This is a genomic window from Kitasatospora sp. NPDC001119 (genome assembly GCF_053598475.1).
This window is the reverse complement of the sequence record NZ_JBSFKI010000048.1, coordinates 35,157-61,728: the sequence shown is the minus strand read 5'-3', so window position 1 is coordinate 61,728 and position 26,572 is coordinate 35,157. Positions and strand designations below refer to the sequence as shown.

Sequence of the window (26,572 nt, the reverse complement as noted above, 5' to 3'; positions counted from 1 at the left end):
CGCCGCGATCTGGCACAACTGGAACACCGGCGCCGCGATCAAGCGCTCACTCATCGCCTATGACCACTGAGGACATCGGACTCATTCATCTAGGCTGTGGTCATGTCCCGACCCACCGGCCGTGTGCTGACCCTCCTGGAGCTGCTGCAGTCGGGCGGTACCCGGACGCTGGCCGAACTGGCCGACCGCCTCGGCGTCGACGGGCGCACCGTGCGGCGCTACGTGGACCACCTGATCGACCTCGACGTGCCCGTGGAGTCGGTGCGCGGCCGGTACGGCGGCTACCGGATCTCCCCGGGCTACCGCCTTCCCCCGCTCATGCTCGGCGAGGACGAGGCGCTCGCCGTGCTACTCGGACTGCTCGCCGGACGCCGGACGGGACTGGCGACGGCCGAGCGCACGGCGGGCGAGACCGCGGCCGCCAAGATCCGCCGGGTGCTGCCCCGGCACGTGGCGGCCCGGCTCGACACGCTCCTGGACGCCCTCTCCTTCACGGACGGCTCCGGCGGGGACGCCGCCCCGGACGCCGGGGTCCTGCTCACCCTCGCCGACGCGGTGCGCCACCGCCGGCCGGTCTCCCTCAGGTACACCGACCGCGACGGCCGGCCCAGTGAGCGCACGCTGCACCCGTACGGGATCGTCGCCCACGCGAACCGCTGGTACGTCACGGGCGCGGACCCCGGGATCGGCGAGGAGCGGACGTTCCGGCTCGACCGCGTCACGGACGCGAGGGCCCTGCCCGGCACGTTCGACGCGCCTGCCGGCCCCGACCCGGCCGACCGCCTGCTGTCGGGCTTCGCCACGGCCGACTACCGGCACGAGGTGACGCTGCGCATCCACGGCACGGCCGAGCAGATCCGCGCCCACCTGCCCGCCGGCGTCGCAACACTGGAGGACCACGACCCGGCACCGACACCGGACGGGGACCCGACCGCCGAGCGCTGGCTGCGCGTCGAGCTACGGGCGGAGCGCCTCGACTGGCTGCCGCCGCTCCTCGCCGCGATCGACCGGCCGTTCGTCATCGAGCGCCCGGAGGAACTGCGCACCCTCGTCACCGCCCTCGCCGACCGCCTGGCCTCCCACGCCCGCCGGACCTGACGGCACCCGCCCGACTCCCCGCGGGCCGGCCGCCGTGGCCCGGGGAGCCGGAGCGTTCGGCCGACGTGTGAAGCACCACACTTCCGGTCCAGAGCGTGCCGGAACTCGCGGCCCGGCCGACGGCCAAGGACACTGATCGTCGTGACTGATGTGCGTGAGACCCTGGATTACCAGACCTTCGGGCGGGCGGTGCGCGAACTCGCGCAGACGATCGCCGACGACGGCTACGAGCCCGACCTCGTCCTGAGCATCGCCCGCGGCGGGGTGTTCGTGGCGGGCGGTCTGGCGTACGCGCTGGACTGCAAGAACATCCACCTGGTGAACGTCGAGTTCTACACGGGCGTGGGCACCACCCTCGAGATGCCCGTCATGCTGGCGCCCGTTCCCGCCGCGATCGACTTCACCGACAAGAAGGTCCTGATCACCGACGACGTCGCCGACACGGGCAAGACCCTGCGGCTCGTGCACGACTTCTGCCTCGACCACGTCGCCGAGGTCCGGTCCGCCGTCATCTACGAGAAGTCGCACTCCCTGGTGAAGTGCGAGTACGTGTGGAAGCGGACCGACGACTGGATCGAGTTCCCGTGGTCGACGGAAGGACCGGTCGTCAAGCGCGAAGGCCAGGTCCTCGACGCCTGACCGGAGGCCTGACCGGAAGCGGTCCGCGCCGCACGCCGGGACGCCCCCAGGCCGGGACGCTCCCGGGGCGGGCTCCTGCGGAGCAGAAAAATCGGAAGGGTTGGGACCTGTCACCCCTTCGGGGGGTGGAGCTGGCGCGCGCGGGCAGGGGTGCGGCAGCATCGGGGCGGGAGCCCGGTCCTGGCAGGACCGGGGGTGGTTGAGGAGCGGGTGCCCGTCGTGGTGACGCGGGCACCCGCTTGGCGGTGTCCTCGCTGATACCGGTGCTCGCAGCTGACCCCGGTGCTCGCAGCCGGCACCGGTGCTCGCACCGCCCGCCCGATGCGTGACGACCGACGACCTACACCTCGTCGTCCCGGTCGCCGTCCTGCGGCGTCTCGCCGAACCGCTCCTGCGCCTCCGCCGACCCACAGCCGAAGGCGCGGCCGATGTACTCCCAGGTCATCAGGTTGCGGTGGGCCCTGCGGCCGGCCAGCAGCGCGGTCGAAGCGGCGGCGCGCTCGAACCGGCCGGCCGCACGGGCCGCGGCGTACGGCCTGCTCTCCGTCAGGTCGCAGATCCGGTCCACCAGCGCCGCGATCAGGTCCTCGACCTCGCGCGGCACCACACCCTCGGTCAGGTCGACGTGCGACTCCCAGTCCGCGAACGGCCCGGTGTCCTTGCCCACCGCCTCGGTCGCCGAGTCGTCGCCGAAGTCCAACCGGTGCACCTGCTCGCCCCGCCAGCCGCAGCTGCAACCACCGCGCACCGCGGTGGCCCGGGGGCCGTCCGCACCGTTGTAGAGCCACCAGGTGGTGCGCCCGTCCGGCAGCGGCTCCGGCTCGCTGCCGTCCGCCAACACCGCCGCCGGGAAACCCCGGTGGCGTTTGCTCTCGTCAACCCATGGCATGCCGTGTCCCTCGCGTCCCTGGAGTACAGCACCAGGGTTCTCAGCCCGTGGCGCAGTGTCAAGGCTTCGCGACAATCGGTGCGATCCGCGGATCATGGGGGCCGCGGCCGGGAGCACGCGGCGCCTGCGCGCGCATCGGGGCTCTCGCGGATCGGGTCAGCTGCTCGGATGGGAGGCCGCCCAGCCGTGTTCGAGCAGGGCGAAGGCCTCGTCGGCGGCCCGGCGCGGTTCGGGGTGCTGCAGGATCAGGCTGCGGGCCGCCAGGGCGAACCGGGCCAGGGCGACGCAGCTGACGTCGTCGTCGGGCGCGTCCACGGCCTGCGCGATGGCCCGCGCCAGGGCTGTTTCGTGGCGGGTCCACATCCGTTGGGAGTAGTCGCGCAGCGCGGGGGTGTCCTGCACCAGGCGGGTGAAGTCGGCGAACCGCGGGTCGGCGGCGTGAATGGCGAACCGGGTCTGGTTCAGCAGCAGGTGCTCGCGCAGCGCCTGTGGGACCGACCGGCCCGGGGGCCGCTCGCGCACGGCGGCGACGAGGGCCGCCTCCAGGTCGTCGTCCTGGTCGAAGACCAGCGCCTCCTTGCTGGTGAAGTGCTTGAACAGGGTGGTCACCGAGACGTCCGCGGCGTCGGCGACGTCCTTGACACCGACCTGGTCGTAGCCGTGTTCGAGGAAGAGTTCGAGTGCGGCGTCGGCCAGGGACTGGCGGGTCTGGGCCTTCTTGCGCTCGCGGCGCCCAATCGCTTCGGTCACCCGACCACCATAGCCCGAAGTGCATCCACTCTGAAAGTGTAGTCATTGCACTTATTTAGCGGGTGTGCTTTCTTGGTGGTGTCGGGCCGCCCGGCGACCCGCCCACCACCGGAAGGACGCACCCATGCCCACTGCCCGTGCCCCCCGCATCGCGATCGTCGGCGCCGGCCCCGGCGGCTTGACCTGCGCCCGGATCCTGCAGCAACACGGCCGCGCCGTCACGGTGTTCGAACGTGAAGCCGACGCCGACGCCCGCCCGCAGGGCGGCTCCCTCGACCTGCACGCCGACACCGGCCAGGCCGCCCTGCGGTCGGCAGGCCTGCTCGACCGGTTCCATGCCCTCGCCCGCCCCGAGGGCGACGAGTGGCGGGTGCTCGACCATGCCACCGGCGCCCTCCTCGCGCAGCGGGGGCCGACCGCGGGCGGGGGCCGTCCGGAGATCGACCGCGGCCAACTGCGCGGCCTGCTGCTGGACTCGCTCGCCCCGGACACGGTGCGGTGGGACCGTGCCGCCGCCGGGGTCACCGCGCTGGCGGGCGGCACGTGCCGGCTGCTCCTGGGCGACGGTACGTCCGAGGAGTTCGACCTGGTGGTCGGTGCCGACGGCGCCTGGTCACGGGTCCGCCCGGCGCTGTCACCCGCCGTACCCCACTACACCGGTGTCACCTTCGTCGAGACCGGCTTCGACCAGTGCGACACCCGCCACCCCGAACTCGCCCGACTGGTCGGCAGCGGATCGCTGCTGGCGAAGGGCGTCGGCCGGACCCTGGTCGCCCAGCGCAACAGCAACGGTCACATCCGCGGCTACCTCGCGCTGCGCGAGCCGCAGGACTGGCACACGGCCGCCGGACTCGACCTCGGCGACCAACGGGCCGTGCGGGAGCACCTGTCGGAGATGTTCGACGGCTGGGATGACAGCCTGCTGCGGATCCTGCGCGACAGCGACCACGGCTTCGTCAACCGGCCCCTGCACGTGCTGCCCGCCCCGCATGCCTGGACGCACGTGCCCGGAGTGACGCTGCTCGGCGATGCCGCACACCTGATGCCCCCGGTCGGGCTGGGCGCCAACCTCGCCATGCTCGACGGCGCCGACCTCGCCCACGCCCTGGTCACCGAATCCAGCGTCGGCGCCGCCGTCCGCGCCTACGAGCGCGTCATGCTGCCCCGCTCGATCAAGGCGGCGACGGGAAGTGCCCAGGGCCTCGACCACCTCGTTCCCGCGACGGCCCGCTGAGTCGACTCCACCACCGCTCGACGATGCCGAAGGCGCCGAAGTCGTCCAGGGGGCGGGACTACTACCTATCGACTCCGACGGCCCCCTCGACGCGTTCCGGTACCGCGTCCGCCCCGCGGAAGGCACGGGCGGAATGGTACGCCGGTCGTATACCAATGGCCCGCCCTGGTGCGTCTGACGTACCGCCAGTTCGTGTCACAGGGCGATGCCTTCGGGGGAGGCGCGTTGAGAGGCTCGACCGGCACGGCCCGGACCTCCTCCGGGCCGGACGCGTCCGTCACCCCCCTGGGAGAGAGCAGCATGACCATCACCGGCACCACCGTCCGGCGCGCCTCGGCCGCGGGGCTCGTCCTCGCCACGGGCCTCACCACCTGCCTGGCCGTCGTACCCGCCGCCCTCGCCGCGACGCCGGCCGCCGCCGTCGACGCGGCCCCTGCCGCCGGACTCGGCCGCTACTACCAGCAGCGCCTGGACTGGCACGGCTGCGCTCGGGGCGGGGACGACCGGACGGGCCGAGCCCTCGACGCCGCGGGCGCGCGCTGCGCCGACGTGACCGTACCCCTCGACTACGGCGACCCCGGCGGCAGGACCATCACCGTCGCCGTGTCCCGCCTGAAGGCCACCGACACCCGCCACCGGATCGGCTCCCTCCTGGTCAACCCCGGAGGCCCGGGCGGCCCAGGCCCAGGCCTCGGCATCGGGCTCACCGTGCGCCCCGTGATGAAGGAAACCGGCGCCCGCTACGACGTGATCGGTATGGACCCGCGCTTCACCGGCCGCAGCACCCCCCTGGACTGCGGTCTGCCCTCCGGGCCCGGCCTGCTGTCGGCCGGCCCCGACCGGGCCGGCTTCGACCGCCAGACCGCCCGGGCCAGAGACGTCGCGGACCGCTGCCGGGCCACCAACGCCGACGTCCTGCCGCACGTCACGACACGCAACACCGCCCGGGACATCGACGTCGTGCGCGGCGCGCTCGGCGAACGGCGGATCTCCTACCTGGGCTACTCCTACGGCACCTACCTGGGCACGGCCTACACCCAGATGTTCCCCGCCCGCTACGACCGGGTGGTCCTCGACAGCGCCCTGGACCCCGACCGCTACAGCCCCCGCCTCATGAAGGGAACCGAGGCCGAGAACGAGAAGGCGTACGACGACTGGGCCGACTGGACCGCCGCCCGCGACAGCACCTACGGCCTAGGCCGCACCCGGGAGGAGGTACGCGCCACCCTCGACGGCGTCATCGCCGCCTCCTCCCGCGAACCGCTCACCGTGGGGACCGCCCCCGACGCCTTCCGCCTCGACGACAGCCAGGTCCCCGCCCTGCTCTTCACGGGAATGGCCGACGACACCGACCCGGCGCGCGCCTCCCTGGCCGAGCAGATGTCCCTGCTCGCCCGGGCCGCAAACGGCCACCCCTCCACCCTGCCGCCCGCCTTCGCCGACCTCCTGCGCTCCGTGTTCACCCCCGCCGGCTCCAGCACCGGCAGCGCCCAGACCGCGATCCTGTGCGGAGACGCACCCGCCCCGCGCGACCCCGAGACGTACTGGAGCGACATCGAACGCGCCCGCGCCGCCCACCCGCTGTTCGCCCCGCTGACCGAGAACATCACCCCCTGCGCCTTCTGGGACCGCCCCCGCGAAGCCCCCGTCCGGGTCCGCCACGACACCCCGGCCCTGATCGTCGCCTCCACCGGCGACCCCCGCGTCCCCTACACCCGCAGCACCGCCCTGCACGACCGCCTCCCCAGCTCCCGCCTGCTCACCCTCGCGGGCGCCAACCAGCACGCCAACTACGGTGTCCACGGCAGCTCCTGCGTCGACACCGCCGTCAACGCCTACCTCGCCACCGGACACCTCCCCGCCCGCGACCGCACCTGCACCGCATAGCTCCGCTACTCAGAGGCCCTTGAGTACGTCCGCTCATGCGTTCCGACCAGCTGTTTCCCTACCGTGACCCGCATGGACACGAACGCGGCTCCCGCCTGCCCCCGGCCCTCCGACACCCCGCGCTGGGCCACCGTCCTCGGGGTCGCGCTGGCGGTCCTCACCGCCCTGGTCGTCCTGGGAGCCATGGCGCTGGCCAAGTTCGAGGACTCCCTGACCCAGCACGGGTACGTCAAAGGCCCCGGAACCGTCGTCGAGCCCCTGCGCGCCGGCGGGACCGCCCGCTACGACGACGGCCTGAGGACCACCGTGGGCCCTCCCCGCCGGGAACCCGACGGCAGCTACAGCTTCACGATCACCTACGACAACGGCACGGGTGAGGAGTTGCGCCCCGGTGGGGCGTCCCCCGACACCGGCGTCGGCGCGACCGGTGGCTCCGCCGCCGTCGTGGTCCGGGCGGGGAAGGCCATCGACTCCGGCCCGCTGTCCACCCCTTCCGCCTTCGGCTTGGCTCCCGTCCCTGCTGCGAGCATGACCTTCCTGGACCAGGCCGCGACCGTCACCGCCCTCACACCGCCCCTCGGCACGGAGCAGAAGCGCAGCGTGCCGGTGCGGGTGAAGCCCGACAAGGCGGGAGGCCCGGTCACGGTGGAGGTCGCCCCGAAGTCGCCCGGGTTCCGCGACACCGCGTACTGGCAGTTCGACCTCGGCTGACTCCACGTACAGGTGCCGCCTCTGCCGCTCCGTGGTGAGTGGCCGACGGTCAGGGCCGGTGCGAGGAGCCGGACGCGTGCGAGAGCCCGTCGGGCCCCTGCCGCGGACCGGCGGCAGCTGCGCGCAGCCGGTCCAGGGCCGCCTGGCTCTCCGCGTCCGCCGCACGGTAGATCACCAGCAGCTGGTCCGGGTCCTGGAGCGGCCTGAGGGTCTCGAACTGCACCGTGAGGACGCCGGCCTCGGGGTGTCGCAGCGCCTTGTGGCCGCGGCCGTTGACCCGGACGTCCCGCTCGGCCCACAGGCGCGCGAACTCCTCGTCGCCGGCGGCGAATTCGGCGATGAGTCCGCTCAGGGCCCGGTCTTCCGGGTGGGCGGCCCACGCGGCGCGCAGGTGGGCGATCCCCTCCCGCACCACGCGTTCGCGGTCGAGGTAGAACTCCCGCACCCGCGGGTGCATGAGGCACAGCCACATCGCGTTGCGCTGCGGGGGCGGCAGGGCGTCGAAGTCCACCATCAGTCCCGCCATTTCGGCGTTCCAGGCCAGGATGTCGTAGCGGTGGTTCAGGAGCATGGCGGGCAGCGGTGCGAGGTCGGCGACCAGCCGGGCGAGCGGCGGCGCGGCGGCGGTGGCGGGCCGGTCGGCGCCGGGGGGCCGCCGCAGGGCCAGGTCGAAGAGGTAGGCGCGCTCGTCGGGGGCCAGGCGCAGCGCCCCGGCCAGGGCCTGGAGCACGTCGGGGGAGGGGCGCAGCCCGCGGGCCTGTTCCAGCCGGACGACGTAGTCGACGCTGACCCCGGCCAGTTCGGCGACCTCCTCACGGCGAAGCCCCGGGGTACGGCGGTTTCGGAGGCGCGCCGGCAGCCCGACGTCCCGGGGATCCAGGCGTTCGCGCCGGCTGCGCAGGAACGCGGCCAGCTCCTGGGTCTGGGTCCTGTCCGGCGCGGAGGTCGTCATGACCGGCGCAACAGCCAGGGTAGGACAGATGTTCCCAGGAAGTCCCCTCCCTTATCCGTGCCCCGTCGCCGCCGCAGACTCGCTGTCGACGACGGATCACGAACACGGGAGGTCACCATGGCACTCACCCTCGACAGCTACCGGCTGCTGGGCCGTTCCGGACTGCGGGTCTCACCGCTCGCGCTGGGCACGGCCACGTTCGGCACCGAGTTCGGCTGGGGCGCGGAGAAGGCAGAGGCGCGCAGGCTGTTCGACGCCTACGTCGAGCGCGGCGGCAACTTCATCGACACCGCCAGCACGTACACCGACGGCAGTTCCGAACGCCAGCTGGGCGAGTTCACCCGGGGCGGCCGCGAAGGCCTGGTGCTGGCGACGAAGTACACCACGCTGCGCCGGCCGGGCGACCCGAACTCCGCGGGGAGCCACCGCAAGAGCATGTTCGCCTCGGTGGAGTCCAGCCTCCGGCGGCTGGGCACGGACTACCTCGACCTGCTGTACCTGCACGTGTGGGACTTCACGACGCCGGTCGAGGAGATCCTGCGCGCCATGGACGACCTGGTCCGGCAGGGCAAGGTCCTGTACGTGGCGGTCTCCAACGTCCCGGCCTGGGAGGTCTCGCGCATGCAGGCGGTCGCCGACCTGCGCGGCTGGTCCCCGCTGGTCGCCCTGCAGATCGAGTACAACCTCCTCAACCGGGCGGCGGAACGCGATCTCGTCCCGATGGCACGGGAGATGGGCCTGGGCGTGCTGCCGTACTCCCCGCTGGCGGGCGGCCTGCTCACCGGCACGTACGGCCGCGCCGACCTGACCGCGGCGGCCGCCGGCCCCGGGGAGGGCACCCGGAGGAGCTTCAACGCCGGGCTGGGCATGGTCACCGAACGCGCCCTCGCCGTCGCCGAGGTCGTGAAGGAGGTCGCCGCCGAACTGGGCCGCACACCCGCGCAGGTCGCGCTCGCCTGGACGCTGCACCGGCCGGGCGTGACGGCGCCCGTCGTCGGCGCCCGCACGCTCACGCAGCTGGAGGACAACCTGGGCGCCCTGGAGGTCGAACTCAGCGCCACCCAGTCGGACCGCCTCGACGAGGCCGGCCGAATCGAACTCGGCTACCCGCACGACCTGCTGGCCGGCCCCCACATCCGCCAGGTCACCCGGGGCGACCTGAAGATCGCCCCCCGCCCCTGAGGCCTGCCAGCGCCCCGAGACGCCACCCACCTGACTCCCCGAGCAGACCGCACAGGCCATCCTGGGAGCGGTGCCGCACCGGACGATCAACACCCAAGCCCCGTAGGGAAGTTAGAGAGGACATGGGCACCACCGAAACCAGTCTCACCCCGCTCCCGATCGTGGACGTCCACGTCGTCCTGCACCACCAGGACCCGGCGGCTCTGCGCTCGATTGTTCACCTCACTGAGACCCGTAGAGCTCCCACTGCCTCATGACCTCTGCGTAGAGGTAGGAACACGCCTCTTCCTCCGATTCGAGACTCGCTTCCTCCCAGTGCTCGCCACGCTCATAGACGTCGATCGTCCATCGACCATCGCGGCCCTCGGTGAGGACGGGGGCCGCCTCGTGTAGATGGTTGGACGTCGAGAGACCCCGCGTGCTGATCCCGTAGAAGCGGTCGCTCACACCTGCCTCGGTGAGGCGCGTCAGAAGTTGGTGACGATCCATCAGCAGGATTTTCCATTCTCGAAGACAAGGTATTCCGCGGCGCAGAGTACCTTGACGGGCTTTTCAAGGGAGAACTGAGTGACGCCTCCGGGTTGTTCGAACCACGGTGCGGCCTTGGTTGCCGCAGGAATCCACTGCATGCGAATTCCAGCACTTCCCGACGAACTGCTCCCTCGCCAGGTTGTCGTATCGCTCCCACTCCTCGGCAAGGCGCCCGGCGTCGGCGTGGGTGGCGCCGCGCGCGCTCCCCGGCTGCTCCTGTGCGCCGTACGACCCGAAGCGTTGGCCCACCCGGGATGGTCGGCCAGCCGTGCCTGTCCCGCGAGGAGGAGCGGTGGGACCGCCATTTACTTTGGGTGCTCGCCCACCTACGCTCTGCTCTGAAATTCTCGGAGCGTCGCACAGAAGGGGGAATCACCCGTGGGTGACGAGAACAAGGGAGGCCCGAACGACGGTAGGGGCGGTTCCCACGCCAAGCCCGGTGGCCCGCAGATCGGCCCCAAGCCGAATCCCGACGGACAGGGCCCGACTCCCGATCCGAAGCACAAGTGACGGCGATCGCCGACCTCCAGGGCCGGCTCGTCGACCGGTTGGAGGCCTCGGGTGCGCTGACCCCGGGCTGGCGTCAGGCCTTCCTCGACGTCGGGCGCCACCTGTTCCTCCCGGACGTCGTCTGGGCGAGCACCAGCGACGGCTACGAGCGCTGCGACCGGACGGAGAACCCCGGGAGGTGGCTGGAGCTCGCGTACTCCGACGTGGCGATCGTGACGCAGTGGGAGGACGACGCGGACGGCGGGCAGCGGGAGCCGACGTCATCGGTCTCCATGCCGACGATTGTGGCCTCCATGCTGCGCGACCTGGACGTCCACGAGGGCCACACGGTCTGGGAGGGCGGGACCGGCCCGGGCTGGAACGCCGCGCTGCTGGCCCGGCGCCAAGGCGCGCAGGCCGTGGTGACCGTGGAACTGGACCGGGAGGTCGCCGCCCAGGCCGAGGCGAATCTCCGGGCCCTCGACGACGCCCCGACCGCGGTAGTGGGCGACGCCGCCGACGGGTACCCGCCGCGGGCCCCGTACGACCGGGGGATCCTCACCTGCTCGGTACGGGAGGTCCCCGCGGCCGTGATCGGGCAGATCCGGCCGCAGGGAGTGCTGGTGCTGCCCTTCGCGCCGCTCTTCGGCGGCGGAGCCGTCGCCCGCCTCACCGCCGCCGGCCGCACCGCCGAGGGGCCGTTCACCGGGTCCTCGGCGTTCATGCGCATGCGTCAACAGCGCTACCAGGGCCCGCCCGTCGACGACTACCTGCCCGGTGACTGGCCCGGCGACGCCGCGCAGGAGTACACGACCCTCAGCCCGCTCGATGTCGTGGACGACTGGCTGGCGTCCTTCGTCGTGGGCCTGGCCGTGCCCGATGCGTACTACCGGCGCAGCGACGGCGACGGGATGACCACCCTGTGGCTGTTCGACACCGGCGTCACGTCCTGGGCCACGGTCGACTTCGTGGACGGCGCGGAACGGTACGAGGTCCGCCAGTCGGGTCCTCGCCGGATGTGGTCGGAGGTCGAGGACGTCGTCCGCTGGTGGGAGAAGCAGGGCCGCCCGGGCTTCGACCGGTTCGGGCTGACCGTGGACACGGACGGCGGGCACCGGGCGTGGCTGGACGAGCCGGCCAACCCGCTGCCGTCCGTACGGGGGTAAGGCTGAGCCCGGCCGGACAGCGGCTTCCCCCGCGGTCCGGCCGGCACGTCTCCCGATACCGGATCGGCCGGGAGACGAGACCTCCCGTGCTCCTCGGCGGCCCGCCGGACGATCCGGCGGGCCGCTGCCCCGCGCCCTGCGGCGCCCGAACGTCCCGCTGTACGGCGGCCGTTGACCAGCAGGTCGGCGTCTCATCGTGCGTCAGGACGGCGCTCCGCCGTCCGATGGCGCTGACGTCCTGCGCCAGCACCTGCTCGCCCGCCGGCCGACCGCGAGCAGCCGGCCGGTCGCGGAACGCACGGCCTCCCGGCCGAACCAACGCCGCTCAGACCACCGCCCCGTTGTGGTCGCGCGCCCGGGCCGCGCCCGCCGCGTGAGGTGCCGGTGCCTCCTCGGCCTCCTGCGGCCGGTCCGGGAACCGCTCCTGGAGCAGGACGACCACCGGCATCGCGGTGAACACCGTCGACGCGGTGCCCAGCAGGACCCCGGCCAGCAGCGCCACCGAGAAGTCGGCGAGCGAGTCGCCGCCGAAGGCCGCCAGGGCCACCAGGACGAACAGCGCCCCCATGCCGGTGTTCACCGTCCGGGGGAGGGTCTGCGCCACGGCGCGGTCCGCGAGATCCGCCCAGCTCGCCTTCGTCCCGGTCCGGCGCAGCTCGCGCAGCCGGTCCAGGACCACCACCGTGTCGTTGACCGAGTACCCGACGATGGTGAGCAGCGCGGCGAGGAAGACGCTGTCCACCGGCTTGCCCAGCCAGGCGAAGAGGCCGAGGACGAGCAGCAGGTCCTGCGCCATCGCGATCACTGCTGCGGCCGCGAAGGCCCACCGGAAGCGGATCGTGAGGTAGAGCAGTTGGGCGGCGACCGCGAGCCCGAGCGCGGCCAGTGCGTAACCGCGCAGCTCGCTGCCGAAGCTCGGCCCGATCAGCTCGTCGCGCTCCACGGACAGCTCGCCGGTGACGCCGGTGAGCGCCTCCCGGATGCGCTGCTGCTGGTCGTCGCCGGTCTCCTTGGTGCGGACGGACACCCCGGTGTCGCCGGTGGTCTGGACCACGGCCTGCGGGAACCCGGCGCCGACCACCGCCGCGCGGGCGGCGTCCGCGTCGACCCGCTGCGCGGCGGTGTACTGCGCCACCCGACCGCCGGTGAACTCGATGCCGAAGTCCAGGCCGCGCCCGCCGATCCCGGCCACGGCGAGCAGCAGCAGGCCGGCGCAGGCGCCCAGCCAGCGCCGCCGGTGGCGCATCAGCCGGGGCGGCCGCCGGGTCAGCCGGGTCCGGAGCCGGCCGACGGTGGCCATGCCGGTCAGGGCGGGCCGCCGGGCGACGGCGGGCCGGCGCACCGCCCACTCGGCGAGCAGCCGGGTGATCAGCATGGCCGAGAACATCGAGGCCAGCACGCCGATCGAGAGCGTCACCCCGAAGCCCTTGACCGGGCCGGTGGCGAACACGAAGAGCAGACCGGCGGCGAGCAGCGTCGTCACGTTGGAGTCGGCCACCGCGCTCCATGCCTTCGCGAACCCGACGCGCAGCGGGTGCCGAAGGTCCCGCTCCCTGCCGGGGCCGACCGCGCGAGGAGCGGTGTACTCCTCCCTGGCCCGTTCGAAGACCAGCACGTTGGCGTCCACCGCCATGCCGATGGCGAGCACGAAGCCGGCCAGCCCGGGCAGGGTGAGCGTCGCGCCGAGCGCGACCACGGCGGCGTACGAGATCAGTCCGTAGAGGGCGAGGGCGACGGTGGCCAGCACACCGAGCAGGCGGTACACCGCGATGACGAAGGCCCCGGTGCAGAGCAAGCCGATGGCCGCGGCGAGGGCGCTGGCCCGAATCGCCTCGGCGCCGAGGGTGGGGCCGACGGTGCTCTGCTCGATCACCGTCACCGGGACGGGCAGGGCACCGCCCTTGACCAGGGCGGCGAGATCGCGGGCCTCGTCGGCCGAGAACCCGCCGGTGATCTGGGTCGAACCACCGGTGATCCCCTGCCCGCAGGGCACGCTGTCCTGGACGCCGGGGGCGGACAGGACGCGGTCGTCGAGCACGATGGCGACCCGGCGGGCGGGGTCGGCCGGCGCGGCGCACGCGGCTTCCCCGGTGAGCCGGGCCCAGGCGTCGCCGGCCGAGCCGCGGAAGGAGAGGTCGATGCTCCAGCCGAGGCCCGTCCGGGTGTCGAGGACGGCCGAGGCGTCCTTGACGCCGTCGCCGGTCAGCACCGGTGGACCCAGCCGCAGGTGGCCACTGGGGAGGCCGGGGTCGGCGAGGACCCGGGAGCCGTCCGCCGCCGGGGGTCCGGCCGGGCCGTCGGCGGTCGCGGTGACGGCGTGGAAGGTGAGCTGGGCGGTGCGGCCGATGACCCCGGCGGCCTCGCGGGGGTCCTGGACGCCGGGGAGTTCGACGACGATGCGCCGCTCCCCGGCGCGGGCGAGCGAGGGTTCGGCGACACCGAGACCGTCGACCCGGCGGCGCAGCACCTCCAGCGCCCGGTCGGTGGCGTCCGCGTCGGCGCGGACAGTGGGCGAGTCCTGGGTCTCCAGGACGATCCGGGTGCCGCCGCGCAGGTCGAGCCCGAGGCGGGGCGGGGTGGTCAGGGCGACGTAGAACGAGACGCCGACGACGGCGAGCGCGACGAGCGCGCGCCAGAACGCGGCACGGCGAATAGGCATGGGTACTCCACGGGCGGTCCGCGGGAGCCGGGCGTCCGCAGGGGGACGCCGCACCCGGGACGGGCGGACGCGAGGGGACGGCGCGCCGCCGGGAACGCTCCGGGCACGGTGGCCGGAGCCCTCCCGTCCGGGCCGCGGGCAGGCCGCGGCACCCGGATCGGCGGGCGCGGTGGAACGTCAGCTGGACCGGGTGGAAGGGGGACCGCGGGTGTGGCGGGGGTCGTAGCGATCGGACGGCGGCGCCCGCTCCTGGCGCGGCCCCGGGGCGTACATCCCGGGCCGGGGCCGGGGGGCGTCCGTCCGGCCGGACGGGAGCGCGGCCGGCGGGAGCGCGGGCAGCCGGACACCGGACTCGGCGGCGGCCGTCTGCCGCTGGGCGACGTCATGGCGGGGGCGGTCCGCAGCGCGCCGGACCTCCGCGCCCGCCGGGCCGAGCCGTACGACGGCGGGGGCCACCGGGGCGGCGACGGCGGGCGGCGTGCCGGGGGCCGGCTGCGCCGCGCCCGTCGCCGTGCCGAGGAGGACCTGGCAGACGGCCCAGGCCGTGAGGAACGCCCAGGACAGCGCGGCCGCCGCGGTCCGACGTACCCGTCGCTCCACTCCGGCCCCCTCCCCGCTCGTGCCGTCACCAGGCCCCGCCCGCAAGAAGCTCTCACTGTAGGCGACGACACCGTCGTGCGGGGAGGCCAGGGCTGCGGAGCGGACCGGCCGAGGCCGGGTCACGGTCCGGCGGGGACCTGAGCGGTGGCGTGAGGGCGCCCTCCCGAAGGACGGCGCCCTTGAGCCGGCGTCCTTGACCCGGCGTCCGCGGATCGGTGCCGCCGGCCGAGGAAGTAGCCGATCTCCAGCGTGCACCCGCCGTACGATCGCTCGCTCCGCCTGCGCGGGGAGGCCCGAACCGAGGACGTCGACCCCTGAGACTTCCACGCGTCCGCCGCGCTCATGGACAGACGAAGGCCGTCGGCACGCTCGACGGGATCGCCGTCCGCGCTCTCATCGCGCTCCGGCGGCATGGCGGTCGGGCTGGTCGGCCACTTGGCGTCGCCTTCCCGCTCTGTCATCCTGCGGGAACGGTGGCCGGGGGAGGGCCGTCGGGTGGTCCGTGCTTCAGGGGGTTTGATGGGATCGGTCGGTGTGGTGTGCGAGGTGGCCGCGCTCCTCGGGGCGGGGCTGCTGCGATGGCACCCGGCCCGGGGGAGGACTGACGGCCTGACAGCCGCGGCGATCGCGGGGGTCCGTGGGGGATCGAAGGCCGCACTGGTGGTGGTCGTCGTCGAACTGCACCTCGCGGGGGTGCTCGACACCGACCGACGCGGCCGCCTGCGGCGGGTGGTGCACGCCCACTCAGGGCAGGACGCAACTCCACTGCACCGGGCAGCGCGGACGGCGTTCGGCCGGGACCTGTCCTGGGCCGACGCCGTGACCACCCCACCCGTGCGGCGGGCCCGCGAGGAGACCCGCACCGACCTGGTCCGCCGCGGCCTGTGCTGCGGTCCGGCCCGGCTGGCCGCATCCAGCGTGCTGGCTGCGGCCACGTGCGCCACGGGCGCGTTCGCCACCGCCCGGGGCGCCTGGTGGACAGGACTGCCCATGACCGTACTCCCGCTCATGCTGCTCTGCGCTCCGGCCCGCACCCTCGCCGGACACAGGCTGCTGCGCGAGCTGCGCCGCCGGCACCCCCTGAACGGGGCGGCGGCATCAGGTGACACACCATCGGAGCCTGACGGGGCAGGACTGCTGACCGCGCTGTACGGACGCCGGGCGCTGCGCCTGCTGCTGCCGGACTTCGCCGCCCGGGCCGCGCTCCTCGGCGGGCGCGGGGCCCGGGAGACCGTCGCCCGCACCGGCAGCGACTACGGCCCGTACGAGGGGTCCGGCGACGCCGCGATCTACGGCGGCGACCTCTGATCTCGGGTGACCCCGAATGCCGCTGCCGGTACAGGCGCCCGTCGGCGGACTGCGGCTCAGCACCGCTGCCGGGCCCTCCCGCCGCGGTGCGCGCCAGCGCGGACCTGTGGCCCGCCGGTCCGCACACCGCACCGACCACGACGCCCCATCGGCCCCGCCAGTGCGGAGGCTTGCCTGCGGCCTTCTCCGCACCGCATGTGGCTCATGCGGCCCGATCCTGTCAACAGCCGCTGGTGGCAGGTGTGTTCAGCAGGGGACGGCCTGGGCGCCGATGAGGCCCTGGCCGGTGGCGGCGGCTCTTCGCCAGACCGGTACGAGGTCGTCGAGCAGGGCGGCGGCGTCCTCTTCCGAGACTTCGTCCAGGATGTCGTACAGGCGCTGCTCCACGGTGCTGCGCTGGTCGGGTGTCAGGTCGAGTGCGGCCTGGACGGCGGGGAGCGTGGCGCGGACCTCCTGCGGGGTGAGGACGAAGTGGCCGAACCAGCCGGGCAGGGCGAGGAACCGCTCGGCTCGGAGCGCGTGGGCGAGGCCGACGGCGGGGTAGCCCTTGCGGCAGGAGGACTTCAGGAACGGGCCGGCCGCCTCGTGGGTGCCCCAGATCCCGAAGAGCACGTCGAGGTGGTCGTCGAGGAGGTAGGGGGCGGCCAGGTCGTGGAGCTCCGTCACGTCCGGTCGTCCCGGGCTTTCGTGGCGCCACCGCTCCAGCCCCTCGCGGCCTGCCGCCGCCTGGGCGTCGATCAGGGGCGTGAACACCGGGGCCACGTCGGCGACCACGTCGACGGGCACCGGCATCACGACCCAGTACCCCCTGAAGCTCATACCGCGAGGATAGGCGGACCGTGTGACACCCGGGCCGTTGTTCCCGGGGCCGTTACCGGCGCCCGACGATGGCGTTGGCGGCGGTGTGGCGGGAGGACGGGTCGTCGGGGCCGCCCGGTGTCCTGGCGACGATGGAGTCGGTGGTGAAGCTCCACCCGGGCTTGCCCGTGTCGGCCAGGGGAGTGCTGGCGACGGCGAACCCGGAGCCGTCGGCGGGGGCGGCGACCTCGCTCAGGGTGGCGTTGCCGTCGCGGTGGGAGGCCCGCAGTCCGTTGTACGTGCCGTGGATGGTCTGGCCGCCGTCGCGCAGCGGGCTGAGTGAGGCGGTGGGGGTCTGGTACGGGTCGCCGGCCGGGCCGAGGTTCGTGAAGACGATGCTCGCGGTCGGTTTCGTCGGGTCCGCCTTCCCGGCTGCGACGGCCAGGTTGCGTGCGGCGGCGGCGTCCGCGGGAAGGGTCCCCACCGCCGGGTCGGGCGGGACGTAGGCGGCGATGTGGGTGGCGGTGTCGGGGTTGCCGTAGGCGAGGACGGCGCCCGGGACGTGGGACACCGAGCGGGGGTCGTCCACGCTGAGCAGGAGCTGGGGCGGAACACCGGGGGTGTCGATCTGCTTCTGGAGGGCGTCGAGGCCGTTCAGGTTCGCCTGGGTGATGTTCTGCGAAGGGGGGCCGGTGAGTTCTCGCGCCATCTCCTCGCGGAGCTGGGGCAGCCAGGCCCGGTTGGCCTGGTCACGGACCTCGGCGGGCACGCCGTCCAGGGACCCGATCCAGCCGGGGCGGTCCTGGATGAGCTGCTGCCGGGTGGCCTCGGGCAGGGAGTCCCACCACGCCCGGTTGGATTCGGGGTTGCCGCCGCCGCTCCCTACGCCGCCGCCCGGCATCCGGTCGAGTTCGGCGACGGCCTTGGCGATCTCGGCGACCTTCTCCGGGTAGTAGTCCCCGTCCTGCTTGGCGATGTAGTCGAAGGCGGCCAGGGCACGGGCGAGGCGGTCGTCGTCGCCCCGGGCGGAGGTGCACAGGGCGTCGATGTCCGTCACGAGGCGGTCCCGGGCGGCCTCCACCTCCTTGCGCCACTCGGGGTCGTTGCGGGAGTGCTGGTCGGGCGGCAGGACGCGCACCACCGGTGTGGCGTTCACGTCGGCGGCGACGATCTCCAGGCAGTTGCCGGTCGCCCGTGTGATGAGCGTCTGCTGGCGTGCCTGCAGGAGGAGGACGCTGTCGATGCCGTCGGTCAGCATCCGGCGCAGGTCCTCGATGAACTGGTCGACGAGCAGCAGTTGGTTGGTGCGGTTCTGGAGCGCGGTGGTGGTCGCGTCCGAGGCCTGGCCGTGCCAGGACGAGGAGGCGAGGGTGCGCTGCATCGTCTGCCAGGCGGTGACCTGCTGCTTGTACCTGCCCTCGAAGGTCGTCAGGACCTGGACGGCCGTCCTGAGCGTGCCGACATCGGCTTCCTTGATCATTCCCCAGTAGTGCGGCATCAGTCCTGCCCCCCTGTCCCGGTCTGCGCCCCGGCGCCATCGACCGTCAAGGCGGCGCCGTTGTCCGTGTTCTCGTAACTCCTGGCGATGATGGACAGGTTGCCGGCCGCCTCCGCCAGGGTTCTGGTGGTGATGCGGTCGATGTGCTCGCCCAGGTCGTGGAGGGCGGCCTGGGCCGCTCCTTCGAAAGACCAGTTCGGCAGGCCCAGGGCCGGCGGCGCGTGGCCGAACGCCTCCGCCCAGTCCTGCTGGATGCCCTTCGCCACCGCGTAGCCGCTCTTCGACGCGTCGCGCAGGTCCTGCGGATTCACTCGGAACCCTGCCATCGTCTCAGCCCCCTCAGACACACCAGTTGCGTGATCGAACCGCCGCCCAGCGTAAACGACGAGCCCGAACAAGCCCAATGCGTCAGGGTTTTGACGGATAGCCAGCAAAAGTGCTATCCACCGTTCCCGGGGCCCGACCGCAGAGCCGAGCCCCGGGCGGCGCCCGGCTCCCGACCGCTGCCCCCGTCCTTGGCCCCAAGGGCGCGGCCGCGGGTCGGAGCCCCGCCGTGGATCACGAGTGGCCCACCCGGACGGCCCGAGGAGGCGTTCCGGGCCCCCCTCGGGCGATCGCTCGGCCCGGTAGCCCGGTAGCCCGGTAGCCCGGTAGCCCGGTCGCGCGTTCGAGTGGTGTCGAGCCGCCGGTAGAGCGAGATCGGCGCTGCGCTCCTGCTCGTCGAGGGCGTCAGGTGCATGGGTGGGAGGGGCACTTCGGTGCCCGGTCCCTGTTCCCGGAGTACGGAGCGTTCATGTCACCGCTGTCCGTGGCCCGTCGCCTGGTCGTCGTTCTGCTGTCCCTGCTCGCCGTCGCCATCGCCGGCGGTACGGCAACAGCGTCCGCCGCCGCGGCGAGCGCGGGGGTCCGAACGGGAGTGGACTGGGATGCCGTCGCCAGGTGCGAGAGCGGAGGGCGCTGGCAGGCCGACACCGGCAACGGCTACTACGGGGGGCTGCAGTTCGACAGCGGGACCTGGCGCTCGAACGGCGGCCTCGCCTACGCGCCGCGCGCGGACCGGGCGACCCGCGAACAGCAGATCGCCGTGGCCGAACACCTCGCCGAGCGCCGCGGCCTGACCCCGTGGCCGGCCTGCGGAGCCCGTGCCGCACACAGCGGCGACCACCCGGCCGCTCACACCGGCAGCAACCGGCCGGCGCACACCCGGCCCCATGCCTCCGCCACCCCGCCATCCCACGCCGATGCCCCCGCTCCGGTCTGCACGGACGACGACGAGGACTGCCCGGACACCTGGACCGTGGAACCCGGCGACACCCTCGGCGGCATCGCCGAGGCCTTCGCCACGGACGGCGGCTGGCCCGCCCTCTACGAACTCAACCAGGACACCATCGGCGACGACCCCGACCTGCTCCTGCCCGGCCAGGTCCTCGCACTGCGCTGACGCCCGCCGGCGGAGCGGGCTCGTACGAGCGGCGGCTCGATCCGTAGCCCGGGCACCTCATGGTCCACCTCGCCACACGCGCCATGCCATCATCACCCCGCCTGTGAAGGAGCGTTCCAACGCGGCACTGGTGTGGAGTCGCCAACGACTCAGGACCGGACGGAGATTCACGAACCAGCCTCCCGTGACGTCGGGAGCCGGACGCCCGGCCGGACGGCTTCCAGCCCTTGGAGAGGCGCCCGCTCCTGGTCGGGCGGTCCGTCGCGGCGGGCACGGTCCGTCTCCTAGCCGTGTTGTCAGTGTCCGGTGCGATGCTCAACCACCATGGACACCCAGCAGTTCTGGAACCTGATCGAGGAAGCCCGCTCGCAGGCGCCGGCCCCGGACAACGGCCACGCGGTCGCGATCCGGGCCGGCGCGCTACTCGCGCTCCGCCCCGCCGGGGAGATCGTCGCCGCCGAGCAGGTCCTGCGGAACCTGATGGCCGACTCGTACCGGGCTCCGCTGTGGGGCGCCGCCTACCTGATCAACGGCGGTTGCTCCGACGACGGTTTCGACTACTTCCGGGGTTGGCTGATCACACAGGGCCGCACGACCTTCGACAGCGTCATCACCGACCCGGACCGGCTCGCCGCGCTCCCGGCCGTACAGGCGTACGCCGCCGACGGGATCGACATCGAATGTGAAGAAGCCCTGAGCATCGCCTGGAGCGCCTACCGGGAAGCCACCGGTGAGAACCTCCCCGACGAGGCCCTCACCGTTCCGTACCCGCCGCTGGACCCGGCCTGGAACTTCGACTTCGGCGACGGTGACCAGCTGAGCCGACGGCTGCCACGCCTGGCGGCGCTGTATCCGGACTGACAGAGCAGACAGCGCGGCGCCGCTCGAGGTCCGGGCCGACGGGCCGCCTCCCGTGGGCTACTGGATGCTCCAGCGGTGCGGATGTCCGGGATCGTTCGGGCAGGCAAAGATGTTGAGCTCGCCGAATCGGCCGACGGTGATTCCAGTGGGGGTGGCGGACCGAGGGGTGGGCAGGTCTCGGTCTTCCAGTGGCTTCCAGCTGCCGCTGCCGCCGTCCCACTCCGAGCTGTCGATGGTCAGCAGAAGGTGCATCGGTGTCCCGCAGGTCTGGCAGTCCATCGGGTAGGGGTCCGTCGCGTGCCAGGAGGCGAAGCCGCCGACGCGCCAGCCGGGCGGGACGGACAGGTCATACTGGTAGCCGATCGGCTGTACGGAGCGCCCGTCCGTGGACCTGGCGGCCTCCTCCTGCGCTTCGTCCCAAGCGTCGAGCCGGGCGCACAGGTCCTCGGGCAGCAGGCCGGCGAACGGGTACGTGGCCACCTGCTCCGGGTGCAGGACGCAGGGCTCGGGAACGAACCTGTCCGATTCGACGACCAGCGGCTGCGGCTGAGCCGTCAGCACTTCGCCGACCTCCGACGACCGCCGCCAGTGGAGGTGCAGCTCGAAGTCGTACCGGTTCGGGCCATGGGCGTTGAAGGGGCACCAGAACACCTGCAACAGGTCGCAGCCGTCCGGCCCCTCCGGTAGGTCGGGGACATCCCGGCGGTACAGCTGCGCCAGGCCGATCATCGGCAGCGGATCCGTCTCCGACACATCGGAGAGCCGGTGCTCGCGGCTCAGCTCTGTCAGGAACTCTCGTTCCTCCGCCGTGGGGCCCGGATTCTCTTCCCGGACCCGTGCGGCAGCCAGGGTCCGCCGGTAGCGGTGGATGTCGGCCAGGCGCCGACCCCGCCCGCGGCCGTGGACCTCACCGCACACCGGCCACGGCTCGTCCGCCGGCCACAGCATCGGACCGCCCACCGAACTGGCCGACATCTGCGGGCTGCCCGGCCGCGGGTGGAGCCGGGTCGTCGTACCCCGGTGGGCGGCCAGCTCCGGGAAGAGCGCCTCGACATCGAGTGGGCGTGGGGGCGTGGTCCTCGTCATGGAACGCGACCTTAGACACCTGACGGCTTCGGCCGTCGAACACCCCGGCAGGTGAGCGAGCGTGGCCGCCTGGACCTGCGCTGGTTCACCGAGGACGGCCTGCCCGACGACCTGATCCCGTACCCCGTCGCCGGCATCCGCGGCGGCCCTACCAGGGAGCGGCAGCCCGTGGGGGCCTTCCGGCCGGGTTCCGTTGCCGGAAGGCCCCCACGGATGGTCGGGGCGGGTGCCTACCAGACCTTGTGGAGCTCGAACAGGTCGGCCTTGAAGGAGCCCTGGGTGACGTGGGATCCGGAGTTGGAGCCGTCCACCGAGAGCCAGCGGTTGCTGTGCTTGGCCATGATCGCCTTCAGGTTGGTGCCCGGCACCGGCTGGATGAAGAAGATCTCGCTCTGCGAGTAGTTGCAGGGCTCGTCGATCAGCCAGTTGCCGTCGTCGGTCATGGCCCGGTCGATGCCGAGGCACCAGTGGCGCGCATGGTCCATCAGCTTGTAGTACTTGCCGTCGGTCCGGGTCGGATTGTTCTCTTCGCACAGTGTCCACTGCCGGTCGGCGGCGTCCTCCCACGGCTCCTGGATGATCGAGCCGTTGTCCCACGACGCCTGGGACCAGCCGAGCACCATCCGGTCGCTCGCATAGGTGTACGGGGTGAAGATGCGGTACCCGCCGCTCTCGCAGGTGAAGCCGTCCAGCGGATTCGCCGCGTGCGCGGCCGGCGCCGCTACGGTCAGCAGCGAGCCGACGAAGGCGACGCTGCCGAGCACGGCTCCGAGTCGGTGGGTGGAGCGCTTGCCGGACTTCGCCATGGTCTTCCCTCCTGGGTGGGACGCGGTCACGGGTCAGTGCTTGCAGAGTTCGAGGCGGGCCGCCTCGCGGACGGTCCCGGCCGGCTCGGGGTACGAGCAGAGCACCACGCCCTCGCTCGCCGCCCCGTACGTCGTGTAGTAGCCGGTGCCGTTCGGGTTGGCTTTGATCCAGTACCCGGTGCCCTGGCCCGAGCGGGCGCACAGGTAGCGGGTCCACTCGCCGTCGACGCGCAGGAACCCGCGGAAGATCCCGTAGTTGCCCGGCGCGTTGATGTTCACCGTCCGGGAGGTGTCCGTGGTCCGGGTGTTGGCCCGGCTGGTCTCGACCTGGAATCCGGTCTTGAAGCTGACCTGCGCCAGGGCGGAGCTGTAGCTGAGGTTGAAATCGGCACTGTTGTTGATCTTGGTGGTGATCATCGTCACCTGGGAGAGCCGTTGTTGCTGCTGCCCCGTCGTCCCGGGGACGACGTTGAAGGACGTGAACTCGGTGACCACCGGGGTGACGGTGGCCGTCACGATGTCGTCCCAGACCGGCTCGATCTCGGGGTTGCAGGTGGCGCGTGGCGGTGCGTCGGCCTGCGCGGGGGCGGCGGTGAGGCCCAACCCGGCGACGGCGAAGAGGGCGGCCAACCCCGAGGTGAAGACGGTCCGTCGGCGCCTGGGTGATGCTGTCATGAGGAGATCCCTCCGGTAGGGGGAATGGTTTCGGTCCGACCTCCCGGAAGCCTCGCGTGCGGCCTGACGCCCTGTCCATCCGAGATATCTAGGGGGGTCCTGCGCACACGATGGTTTTCGGCCGGGCGGGACCCGGCGGGCCTGCGGGACGGCATCGGGGATCGGCAGGGGCGGTCGAGGCGGGGCTCCCAGCCGTCGCTGCTTGCCGGTTCGTGGGGTAGGAATGGGGGCTGTACGAACCGGGGGAGGGGTGCGGATGAGAGCGGCGCGAATCGCCGTGGTGGTGGCGGGCGCGGTGGCGCTGGTCGCGGGGTGCGCTTCGGGAGGTTCGGGGGAGTCCGGGGAGTCCGGGGGGATGTCGGCGCAGGCGCACGGCTACCTGTCGGAGGCGCTGGACCTGTTGCAGCGGGAGTCGTTGAACACCGCGACGGTGGACTGGCCGAAGCTGCGGGGCGAGGCGTTCGCGCGGGCGGCCGGGGCGCGGACGACGGCCGACACCCATCGGGCGGTCGGCGGTGCGGTGGCGGCGCTCGGGGACGGTCACAGCCGGTTCTACCCGCCCGGTGAGGCGGCGGCCGTGGACGCCGACCCCGTGACGGTCGACGCCCCGACGGTCGAACAACTTCCCGGCGGCATCGCCAGGTTGAACCTTCCGGCGGTGAACGGCTCGGAGCGCACCTACGCCGAGTACGTCGCCCGCGGCCGCTCCGCCGTCGCCGGGGCGAGCGCCTGCGGCTGGGTGGTGGACCTCCGCCGGGAGAGCGGCGGCGGGATGTGGGCGCCGCTGGCCGTGGCGGCTCCGCTGCTCGGGGACGGTCCGGTGGGGGCCTTCGTCACGGCGGACGGCACCCGCAGTGTCTGGTCGGTGCGCGGGGGCGTGCCGTTCCTGGACGGGGCCCCGCAGGCGGAGGCCCCCGGGGCCGGTGCGGACGCGTGGCCGGGCGCGCCCGTCGCCGTCCTCACCGGCCCGGGGACGGGCAGCGCGGGCGAGGCCGTCGCCATCGCGTTCATCGGCCGCCCGGACACCCGTAGCTTCGGCGCGCGCACCTACGGAGTGCCCACCGGCAACGCCGCGCACCGGTTGTCGGACGGTGCGGTCGTCCTGCTCACGGGCGCCGCCGAGGCGGACCGCACGGGCCGGATCCACGCGGGGCCGATCGAGCCGGACGAGGCCGTGGACACTCGTAAGGAGGGGGATCCGTCACTCGCCGCCGCGACCGGCTGGCTCGGGCGGCAGGCGTCCTGCCAGGGCACCCCGTAGTACCCCGTTGTCCCGTGGCAGCCGGAGCGATCGTCCGTGTCCGTCATGGCGCGGCCGGGGCCGTACGGGACGCGCGGTGCCGTGCGCCGGTGACGACGAGGGAGACGTTCTGCCCGCCGAAGCCGAAGGAGTTGCTGAGCACGGCCTGCTGGGGGACGTCCCGTCGCTCCGCGACGACGTCGAGACCGATGTCGGGGCCGATGCCGGCCGCGGTGAGGTTGCGGGTCGGCGGGATGACGCCGTGCTCCACGCTGAGGACGGCGATGAGCGCCTCGATCGCGCCGGCGGCGCCGAAGAGGTGGCCGAGCGCGGCCTTGGGGGCCGTGACGGTGGCGCGGCCGAAGACCTCCCTGATCGCGTGCGCCTCGGCGGCGTCGCCGACCGGCGTTCCGGTGGCGTGGGCGTTGATGTGACCGATCTGCCCGGGAGTCAGACCGGCTTGGGCGAGGGCCTTGCGCATGGCGGAGACCTGACCGGCGCCGTCGGGGGCGGGCGCCGTGATGTGGTGGGCGTCGGCGGCGATGCCGGCGCCCGCGAGCACCGCGTGGACGCGCGCGCCCCGGGCGGCGGCGTGCTCGGCGCTTTCGAGCACCAGGACGGCGGCGCCTTCGCTGAGGACGAATCCGCTGCGGTCCGCCGCGAACGGCCGGGACGCCGAGGCGGGATCGGCGGTGTGCCCCGACAGTGCCTGGGCCCGGGCGAACCCGGCGACGGTGATCGGGGTGGTCGCGGCCTCGGTCCCGCCCGCGATGACCACGTCCGCCTCGCCGGCCCGGATGAGACGGGCCGCCAGGGCGATCGCCTCGGCCCCGGAGGAGCACGCCGAGACGGGCGTGAAGACCCCGGCCCGCGCGCCGTACTCGATGCTGATCAGCGCCGCCGCCGCATTCGGCATGAGCATCGGCACCGTGCGGGGTGAGACGCGCCGGGCTCCGGCCGTCTCCAGGACGTCGTCCTCCCTCAGCAGCGTCCCCACGCCGCCGATGCCCGTGCCGATCGCCGAGGCGAGCCGGTCCGGGTCCACCTCCGGGGCTCCGGCGTCGGCCCAGGCTTGGGCCGCCGCGGCGAGGGCCGCCTGCTGCGAGCGGTCGAGCCGCCTCGCCTGTACCGGCGGCAGCAACGTGGCGGGGTCGACCGCCATCGTCCCCGCGACGGTGTCGGGGAGGCCGAGTCCCTCGTGCCCGCGCAGGACGTCCCCGCGGAGGCCCGACGCGCCGGCGAGCAGGGCCTCCCAGGTGGACGCCACGTCGGCCCCGAGCGGGGTGATCGCGCCGAGTCCGGTCACGACGACTTCGGTCCGGTGCATGCTCCTCAGCCTTTCTTGTATGCGATACAAGTGAATGCGGGGCAAGTTGTATCACATACAATTCCGGGATGGAGAGCGAGCGAGTGGAGAAGGAGCGCGTGGAGGAGCCGGAGCGCGTGGGGAAAAAGCGAACCGGAGCCCGACCGGCCCCGGGCCGCTCGCGGGACCGCGGTCGCGCGACGAGGACCCGGCTGATCGAGGCGACCGCGGAGCTCTGCAAGGAGCGGCCCGGCGCCGATCTGAGCGTCGCGGAGATCGCGAACGCGGCGGGCGTCTTCCCCAACCAGGTCACCTACCACTTTGGTTCCAAGGACTCACTGCTCGTGCACGCCGCCTTCCTCGGCCTGCTGCACGACGCCCGACGGATCGAGCGCATCGGCCGCCAGGCCCCCGACGCGGCGACGTTCCGGCGCAACATCGCCCGCGCCGTCCTGGCCATGCCCTCGCTCCCGTCCGTCACGCGGGCACTCGCCGCCGGGATCTCCAAGCCCGAACTCGCCCCCGTGGTCGACCGGCACCTCCAACTGCTGTTCCGGCAGTCCGAACGCTTCGTCGGCCAACTCGTCGACAGCCGCGGCTGGGCGGCCCGCCGGCCGCTCGCCGTGGAGGCCAGGACGTTCTGGAGCACCGCGCTCGGCGCCGTGCTGCTCGTCCGCGCCGGGGCGCACGGCACCGTCGCCGACCTCGACCTCGCCGGATCACTGACGATCCACGACGAACCCGGTCCCGGCTGAGCGGGCGTGTC

At 73.2% G+C, this 26,572-nt stretch carries 25 protein-coding genes; 12 read left to right on the top strand and 13 right to left on the bottom strand.

The annotated features are described in order from the left end of the window. Positions 1-102 precede the first annotated feature (102 nt). Together ACWDD9_RS38150 and ACWDD9_RS38145 are read left to right on the top strand one after the other, a co-directional pair. Positions 103-1,098 carry a helix-turn-helix transcriptional regulator gene (locus ACWDD9_RS38150; RefSeq protein WP_449814152.1) on the top strand — a complete coding sequence of 332 codons (996 nt, stop codon included), beginning with the start codon at positions 103-105 and terminating at the stop codon, positions 1,096-1,098. A gap of 141 nt (positions 1,099-1,239) precedes the next feature. Then, complete coding sequence (locus ACWDD9_RS38145) at positions 1,240-1,737, top strand: phosphoribosyltransferase (RefSeq protein WP_049651192.1); 498 nt, start codon at positions 1,240-1,242, stop codon at positions 1,735-1,737. A 340-nt stretch (positions 1,738-2,077) separates the two neighbouring features. On the opposite strand, the gene ACWDD9_RS38140 is transcribed toward ACWDD9_RS38145, so the two are convergent. Then, positions 2,078-2,626 (bottom strand): hypothetical protein, encoded by a 549-nt coding sequence (locus ACWDD9_RS38140; RefSeq protein WP_449814151.1) that lies wholly within the window; start codon positions 2,624-2,626, stop codon positions 2,078-2,080. A gap of 156 nt (positions 2,627-2,782) precedes the next feature. After that, complete coding sequence (locus ACWDD9_RS38135) at positions 2,783-3,376, bottom strand: TetR/AcrR family transcriptional regulator (protein WP_074003577.1); 594 nt, start codon at positions 3,374-3,376, stop codon at positions 2,783-2,785. A gap of 124 nt (positions 3,377-3,500) precedes the next feature. On the opposite strand from ACWDD9_RS38135, the gene ACWDD9_RS38130 reads away from it, so the two are divergent. The 3 genes from ACWDD9_RS38130 (at position 3,501) to ACWDD9_RS38120 (ending at position 7,208) form a co-directional block, all read left to right on the top strand. Beyond that, the gene (locus ACWDD9_RS38130; RefSeq protein WP_449814150.1) at positions 3,501-4,610 is read left to right on the top strand and encodes an FAD-dependent oxidoreductase; all 1,110 of its coding nucleotides are present in this window, start codon (positions 3,501-3,503) and stop codon (positions 4,608-4,610) included. Between the two features lie 300 nt (positions 4,611-4,910). Continuing rightward, positions 4,911-6,497 carry an alpha/beta fold hydrolase gene (locus ACWDD9_RS38125; protein ID WP_449814149.1) on the top strand — a complete coding sequence of 529 codons (1,587 nt, stop codon included), beginning with the start codon at positions 4,911-4,913 and terminating at the stop codon, positions 6,495-6,497. Positions 6,498-6,569: 72 nt separating this feature from the next. After that, a complete protein-coding gene (locus ACWDD9_RS38120) occupies positions 6,570-7,208 on the top strand; it encodes a hypothetical protein (protein WP_449814148.1) in 639 nt (212 codons plus the stop codon). A gap of 49 nt (positions 7,209-7,257) precedes the next feature. Here ACWDD9_RS38120 and ACWDD9_RS38115 read toward each other — a convergent pair whose 3' ends face one another. Then, positions 7,258-8,160: a helix-turn-helix domain-containing protein gene (locus ACWDD9_RS38115; protein WP_449814147.1), complete on the bottom strand. Its 903-nt coding sequence runs from the start codon at positions 8,158-8,160 to the stop codon at positions 7,258-7,260. Positions 8,161-8,277: 117 nt separating this feature from the next. Here ACWDD9_RS38115 and ACWDD9_RS38110 point away from each other — a divergent pair, with 117 nt between their 5' ends. Further along, the gene (locus tag ACWDD9_RS38110; protein WP_449814146.1) at positions 8,278-9,342 is read left to right on the top strand and encodes an aldo/keto reductase; all 1,065 of its coding nucleotides are present in this window, start codon (positions 8,278-8,280) and stop codon (positions 9,340-9,342) included. Between the two features lie 222 nt (positions 9,343-9,564). On the opposite strand, the gene ACWDD9_RS38105 is transcribed toward ACWDD9_RS38110, so the two are convergent. After that, positions 9,565-9,831: a hypothetical protein gene (locus ACWDD9_RS38105; protein WP_449814145.1), complete on the bottom strand. Its 267-nt coding sequence runs from the start codon at positions 9,829-9,831 to the stop codon at positions 9,565-9,567. 548 nt (positions 9,832-10,379) lie between these two features. Here ACWDD9_RS38105 and ACWDD9_RS38100 point away from each other — a divergent pair. After that, the gene (locus ACWDD9_RS38100) at positions 10,380-11,528 is read left to right on the top strand and encodes a methyltransferase domain-containing protein (RefSeq protein WP_449814144.1); all 1,149 of its coding nucleotides are present in this window, start codon (positions 10,380-10,382) and stop codon (positions 11,526-11,528) included. 325 nt (positions 11,529-11,853) lie between these two features. Here ACWDD9_RS38100 and secD read toward each other — a convergent pair whose 3' ends face one another. Together secD and ACWDD9_RS38090 are read right to left on the bottom strand one after the other, a co-directional pair. Beyond that, entirely contained in the window at positions 11,854-14,187 is a 2,334-nt protein-coding gene (secD, locus tag ACWDD9_RS38095) for a protein translocase subunit SecD (RefSeq protein WP_449814143.1), read from the bottom strand. A gap of 177 nt (positions 14,188-14,364) precedes the next feature. Then, positions 14,365-14,787 (bottom strand): hypothetical protein, encoded by a 423-nt coding sequence (locus ACWDD9_RS38090; protein WP_449814142.1) that lies wholly within the window; start codon positions 14,785-14,787, stop codon positions 14,365-14,367. Positions 14,788-15,306: 519 nt separating this feature from the next. Between ACWDD9_RS38090 and ACWDD9_RS38085 the strand changes: the two genes are divergently transcribed. Beyond that, a complete protein-coding gene (locus ACWDD9_RS38085) occupies positions 15,307-16,095 on the top strand; it encodes a TIGR04222 domain-containing membrane protein (protein ID WP_449814141.1) in 789 nt (262 codons plus the stop codon). 246 nt (positions 16,096-16,341) lie between these two features. Here ACWDD9_RS38085 and ACWDD9_RS38080 read toward each other — a convergent pair whose 3' ends face one another. From ACWDD9_RS38080 to ACWDD9_RS38070, 3 genes are read right to left on the bottom strand one after another with little or no spacing between them, the layout of a single operon-like run. After that, complete coding sequence (locus tag ACWDD9_RS38080; protein WP_449814140.1) at positions 16,342-16,914, bottom strand: hypothetical protein; 573 nt, start codon at positions 16,912-16,914, stop codon at positions 16,342-16,344. A 52-nt stretch (positions 16,915-16,966) separates the two neighbouring features. Beyond that, entirely contained in the window at positions 16,967-18,373 is a 1,407-nt protein-coding gene (locus ACWDD9_RS38075) for a hypothetical protein (protein ID WP_449814139.1), read from the bottom strand. A gap of 17 nt (positions 18,374-18,390) precedes the next feature. Continuing rightward, positions 18,391-18,717, bottom strand: a complete 327-nt coding sequence (locus ACWDD9_RS38070; RefSeq protein WP_375874935.1) for a hypothetical protein — start codon at positions 18,715-18,717, stop codon at positions 18,391-18,393. 467 nt (positions 18,718-19,184) lie between these two features. On the opposite strand from ACWDD9_RS38070, the gene ACWDD9_RS38065 reads away from it, so the two are divergent. Together ACWDD9_RS38065 and ACWDD9_RS38060 are read left to right on the top strand one after the other, a co-directional pair. Next, positions 19,185-19,832 (top strand): transglycosylase family protein, encoded by a 648-nt coding sequence (locus ACWDD9_RS38065; protein WP_375874934.1) that lies wholly within the window; start codon positions 19,185-19,187, stop codon positions 19,830-19,832. Between the two features lie 324 nt (positions 19,833-20,156). Further along, complete coding sequence (locus ACWDD9_RS38060) at positions 20,157-20,693, top strand: DUF4240 domain-containing protein (RefSeq protein WP_375874933.1); 537 nt, start codon at positions 20,157-20,159, stop codon at positions 20,691-20,693. A 57-nt stretch (positions 20,694-20,750) separates the two neighbouring features. Here ACWDD9_RS38060 and ACWDD9_RS38055 read toward each other — a convergent pair whose 3' ends face one another. The 3 genes from ACWDD9_RS38055 to ACWDD9_RS38045 all read right to left on the bottom strand — a co-directional run bounded on the left by ACWDD9_RS38055 (position 20,751) and on the right by ACWDD9_RS38045 (position 23,260). Beyond that, positions 20,751-21,779 carry a hypothetical protein gene (locus ACWDD9_RS38055; protein WP_449814138.1) on the bottom strand — a complete coding sequence of 343 codons (1,029 nt, stop codon included), beginning with the start codon at positions 21,777-21,779 and terminating at the stop codon, positions 20,751-20,753. Between the two features lie 230 nt (positions 21,780-22,009). Continuing rightward, positions 22,010-22,585 (bottom strand): RICIN domain-containing protein, encoded by a 576-nt coding sequence (locus tag ACWDD9_RS38050; protein ID WP_449814137.1) that lies wholly within the window; start codon positions 22,583-22,585, stop codon positions 22,010-22,012. A 33-nt stretch (positions 22,586-22,618) separates the two neighbouring features. After that, on the bottom strand, positions 22,619-23,260 hold the full coding sequence (locus tag ACWDD9_RS38045; RefSeq protein ID WP_143204585.1) for a hypothetical protein: 642 nt from the start codon (positions 23,258-23,260) through the stop codon (positions 22,619-22,621). A 256-nt stretch (positions 23,261-23,516) separates the two neighbouring features. Between ACWDD9_RS38045 and ACWDD9_RS38040 the strand changes: the two genes are divergently transcribed. Then, a complete protein-coding gene (locus tag ACWDD9_RS38040) occupies positions 23,517-24,521 on the top strand; it encodes a S41 family peptidase (protein ID WP_449814136.1) in 1,005 nt (334 codons plus the stop codon). Positions 24,522-24,564: 43 nt separating this feature from the next. Here ACWDD9_RS38040 and ACWDD9_RS38035 read toward each other — a convergent pair whose 3' ends face one another. After that, positions 24,565-25,827, bottom strand: a complete 1,263-nt coding sequence (locus ACWDD9_RS38035) for a beta-ketoacyl-[acyl-carrier-protein] synthase family protein (protein ID WP_449814135.1) — start codon at positions 25,825-25,827, stop codon at positions 24,565-24,567. A 68-nt stretch (positions 25,828-25,895) separates the two neighbouring features. Between ACWDD9_RS38035 and ACWDD9_RS38030 the strand changes: the two genes are divergently transcribed. Beyond that, entirely contained in the window at positions 25,896-26,561 is a 666-nt protein-coding gene (locus ACWDD9_RS38030; RefSeq protein WP_449814134.1) for a TetR/AcrR family transcriptional regulator C-terminal domain-containing protein, read from the top strand. The last annotated feature ends 11 nt before the right edge of the window (positions 26,562-26,572 follow it).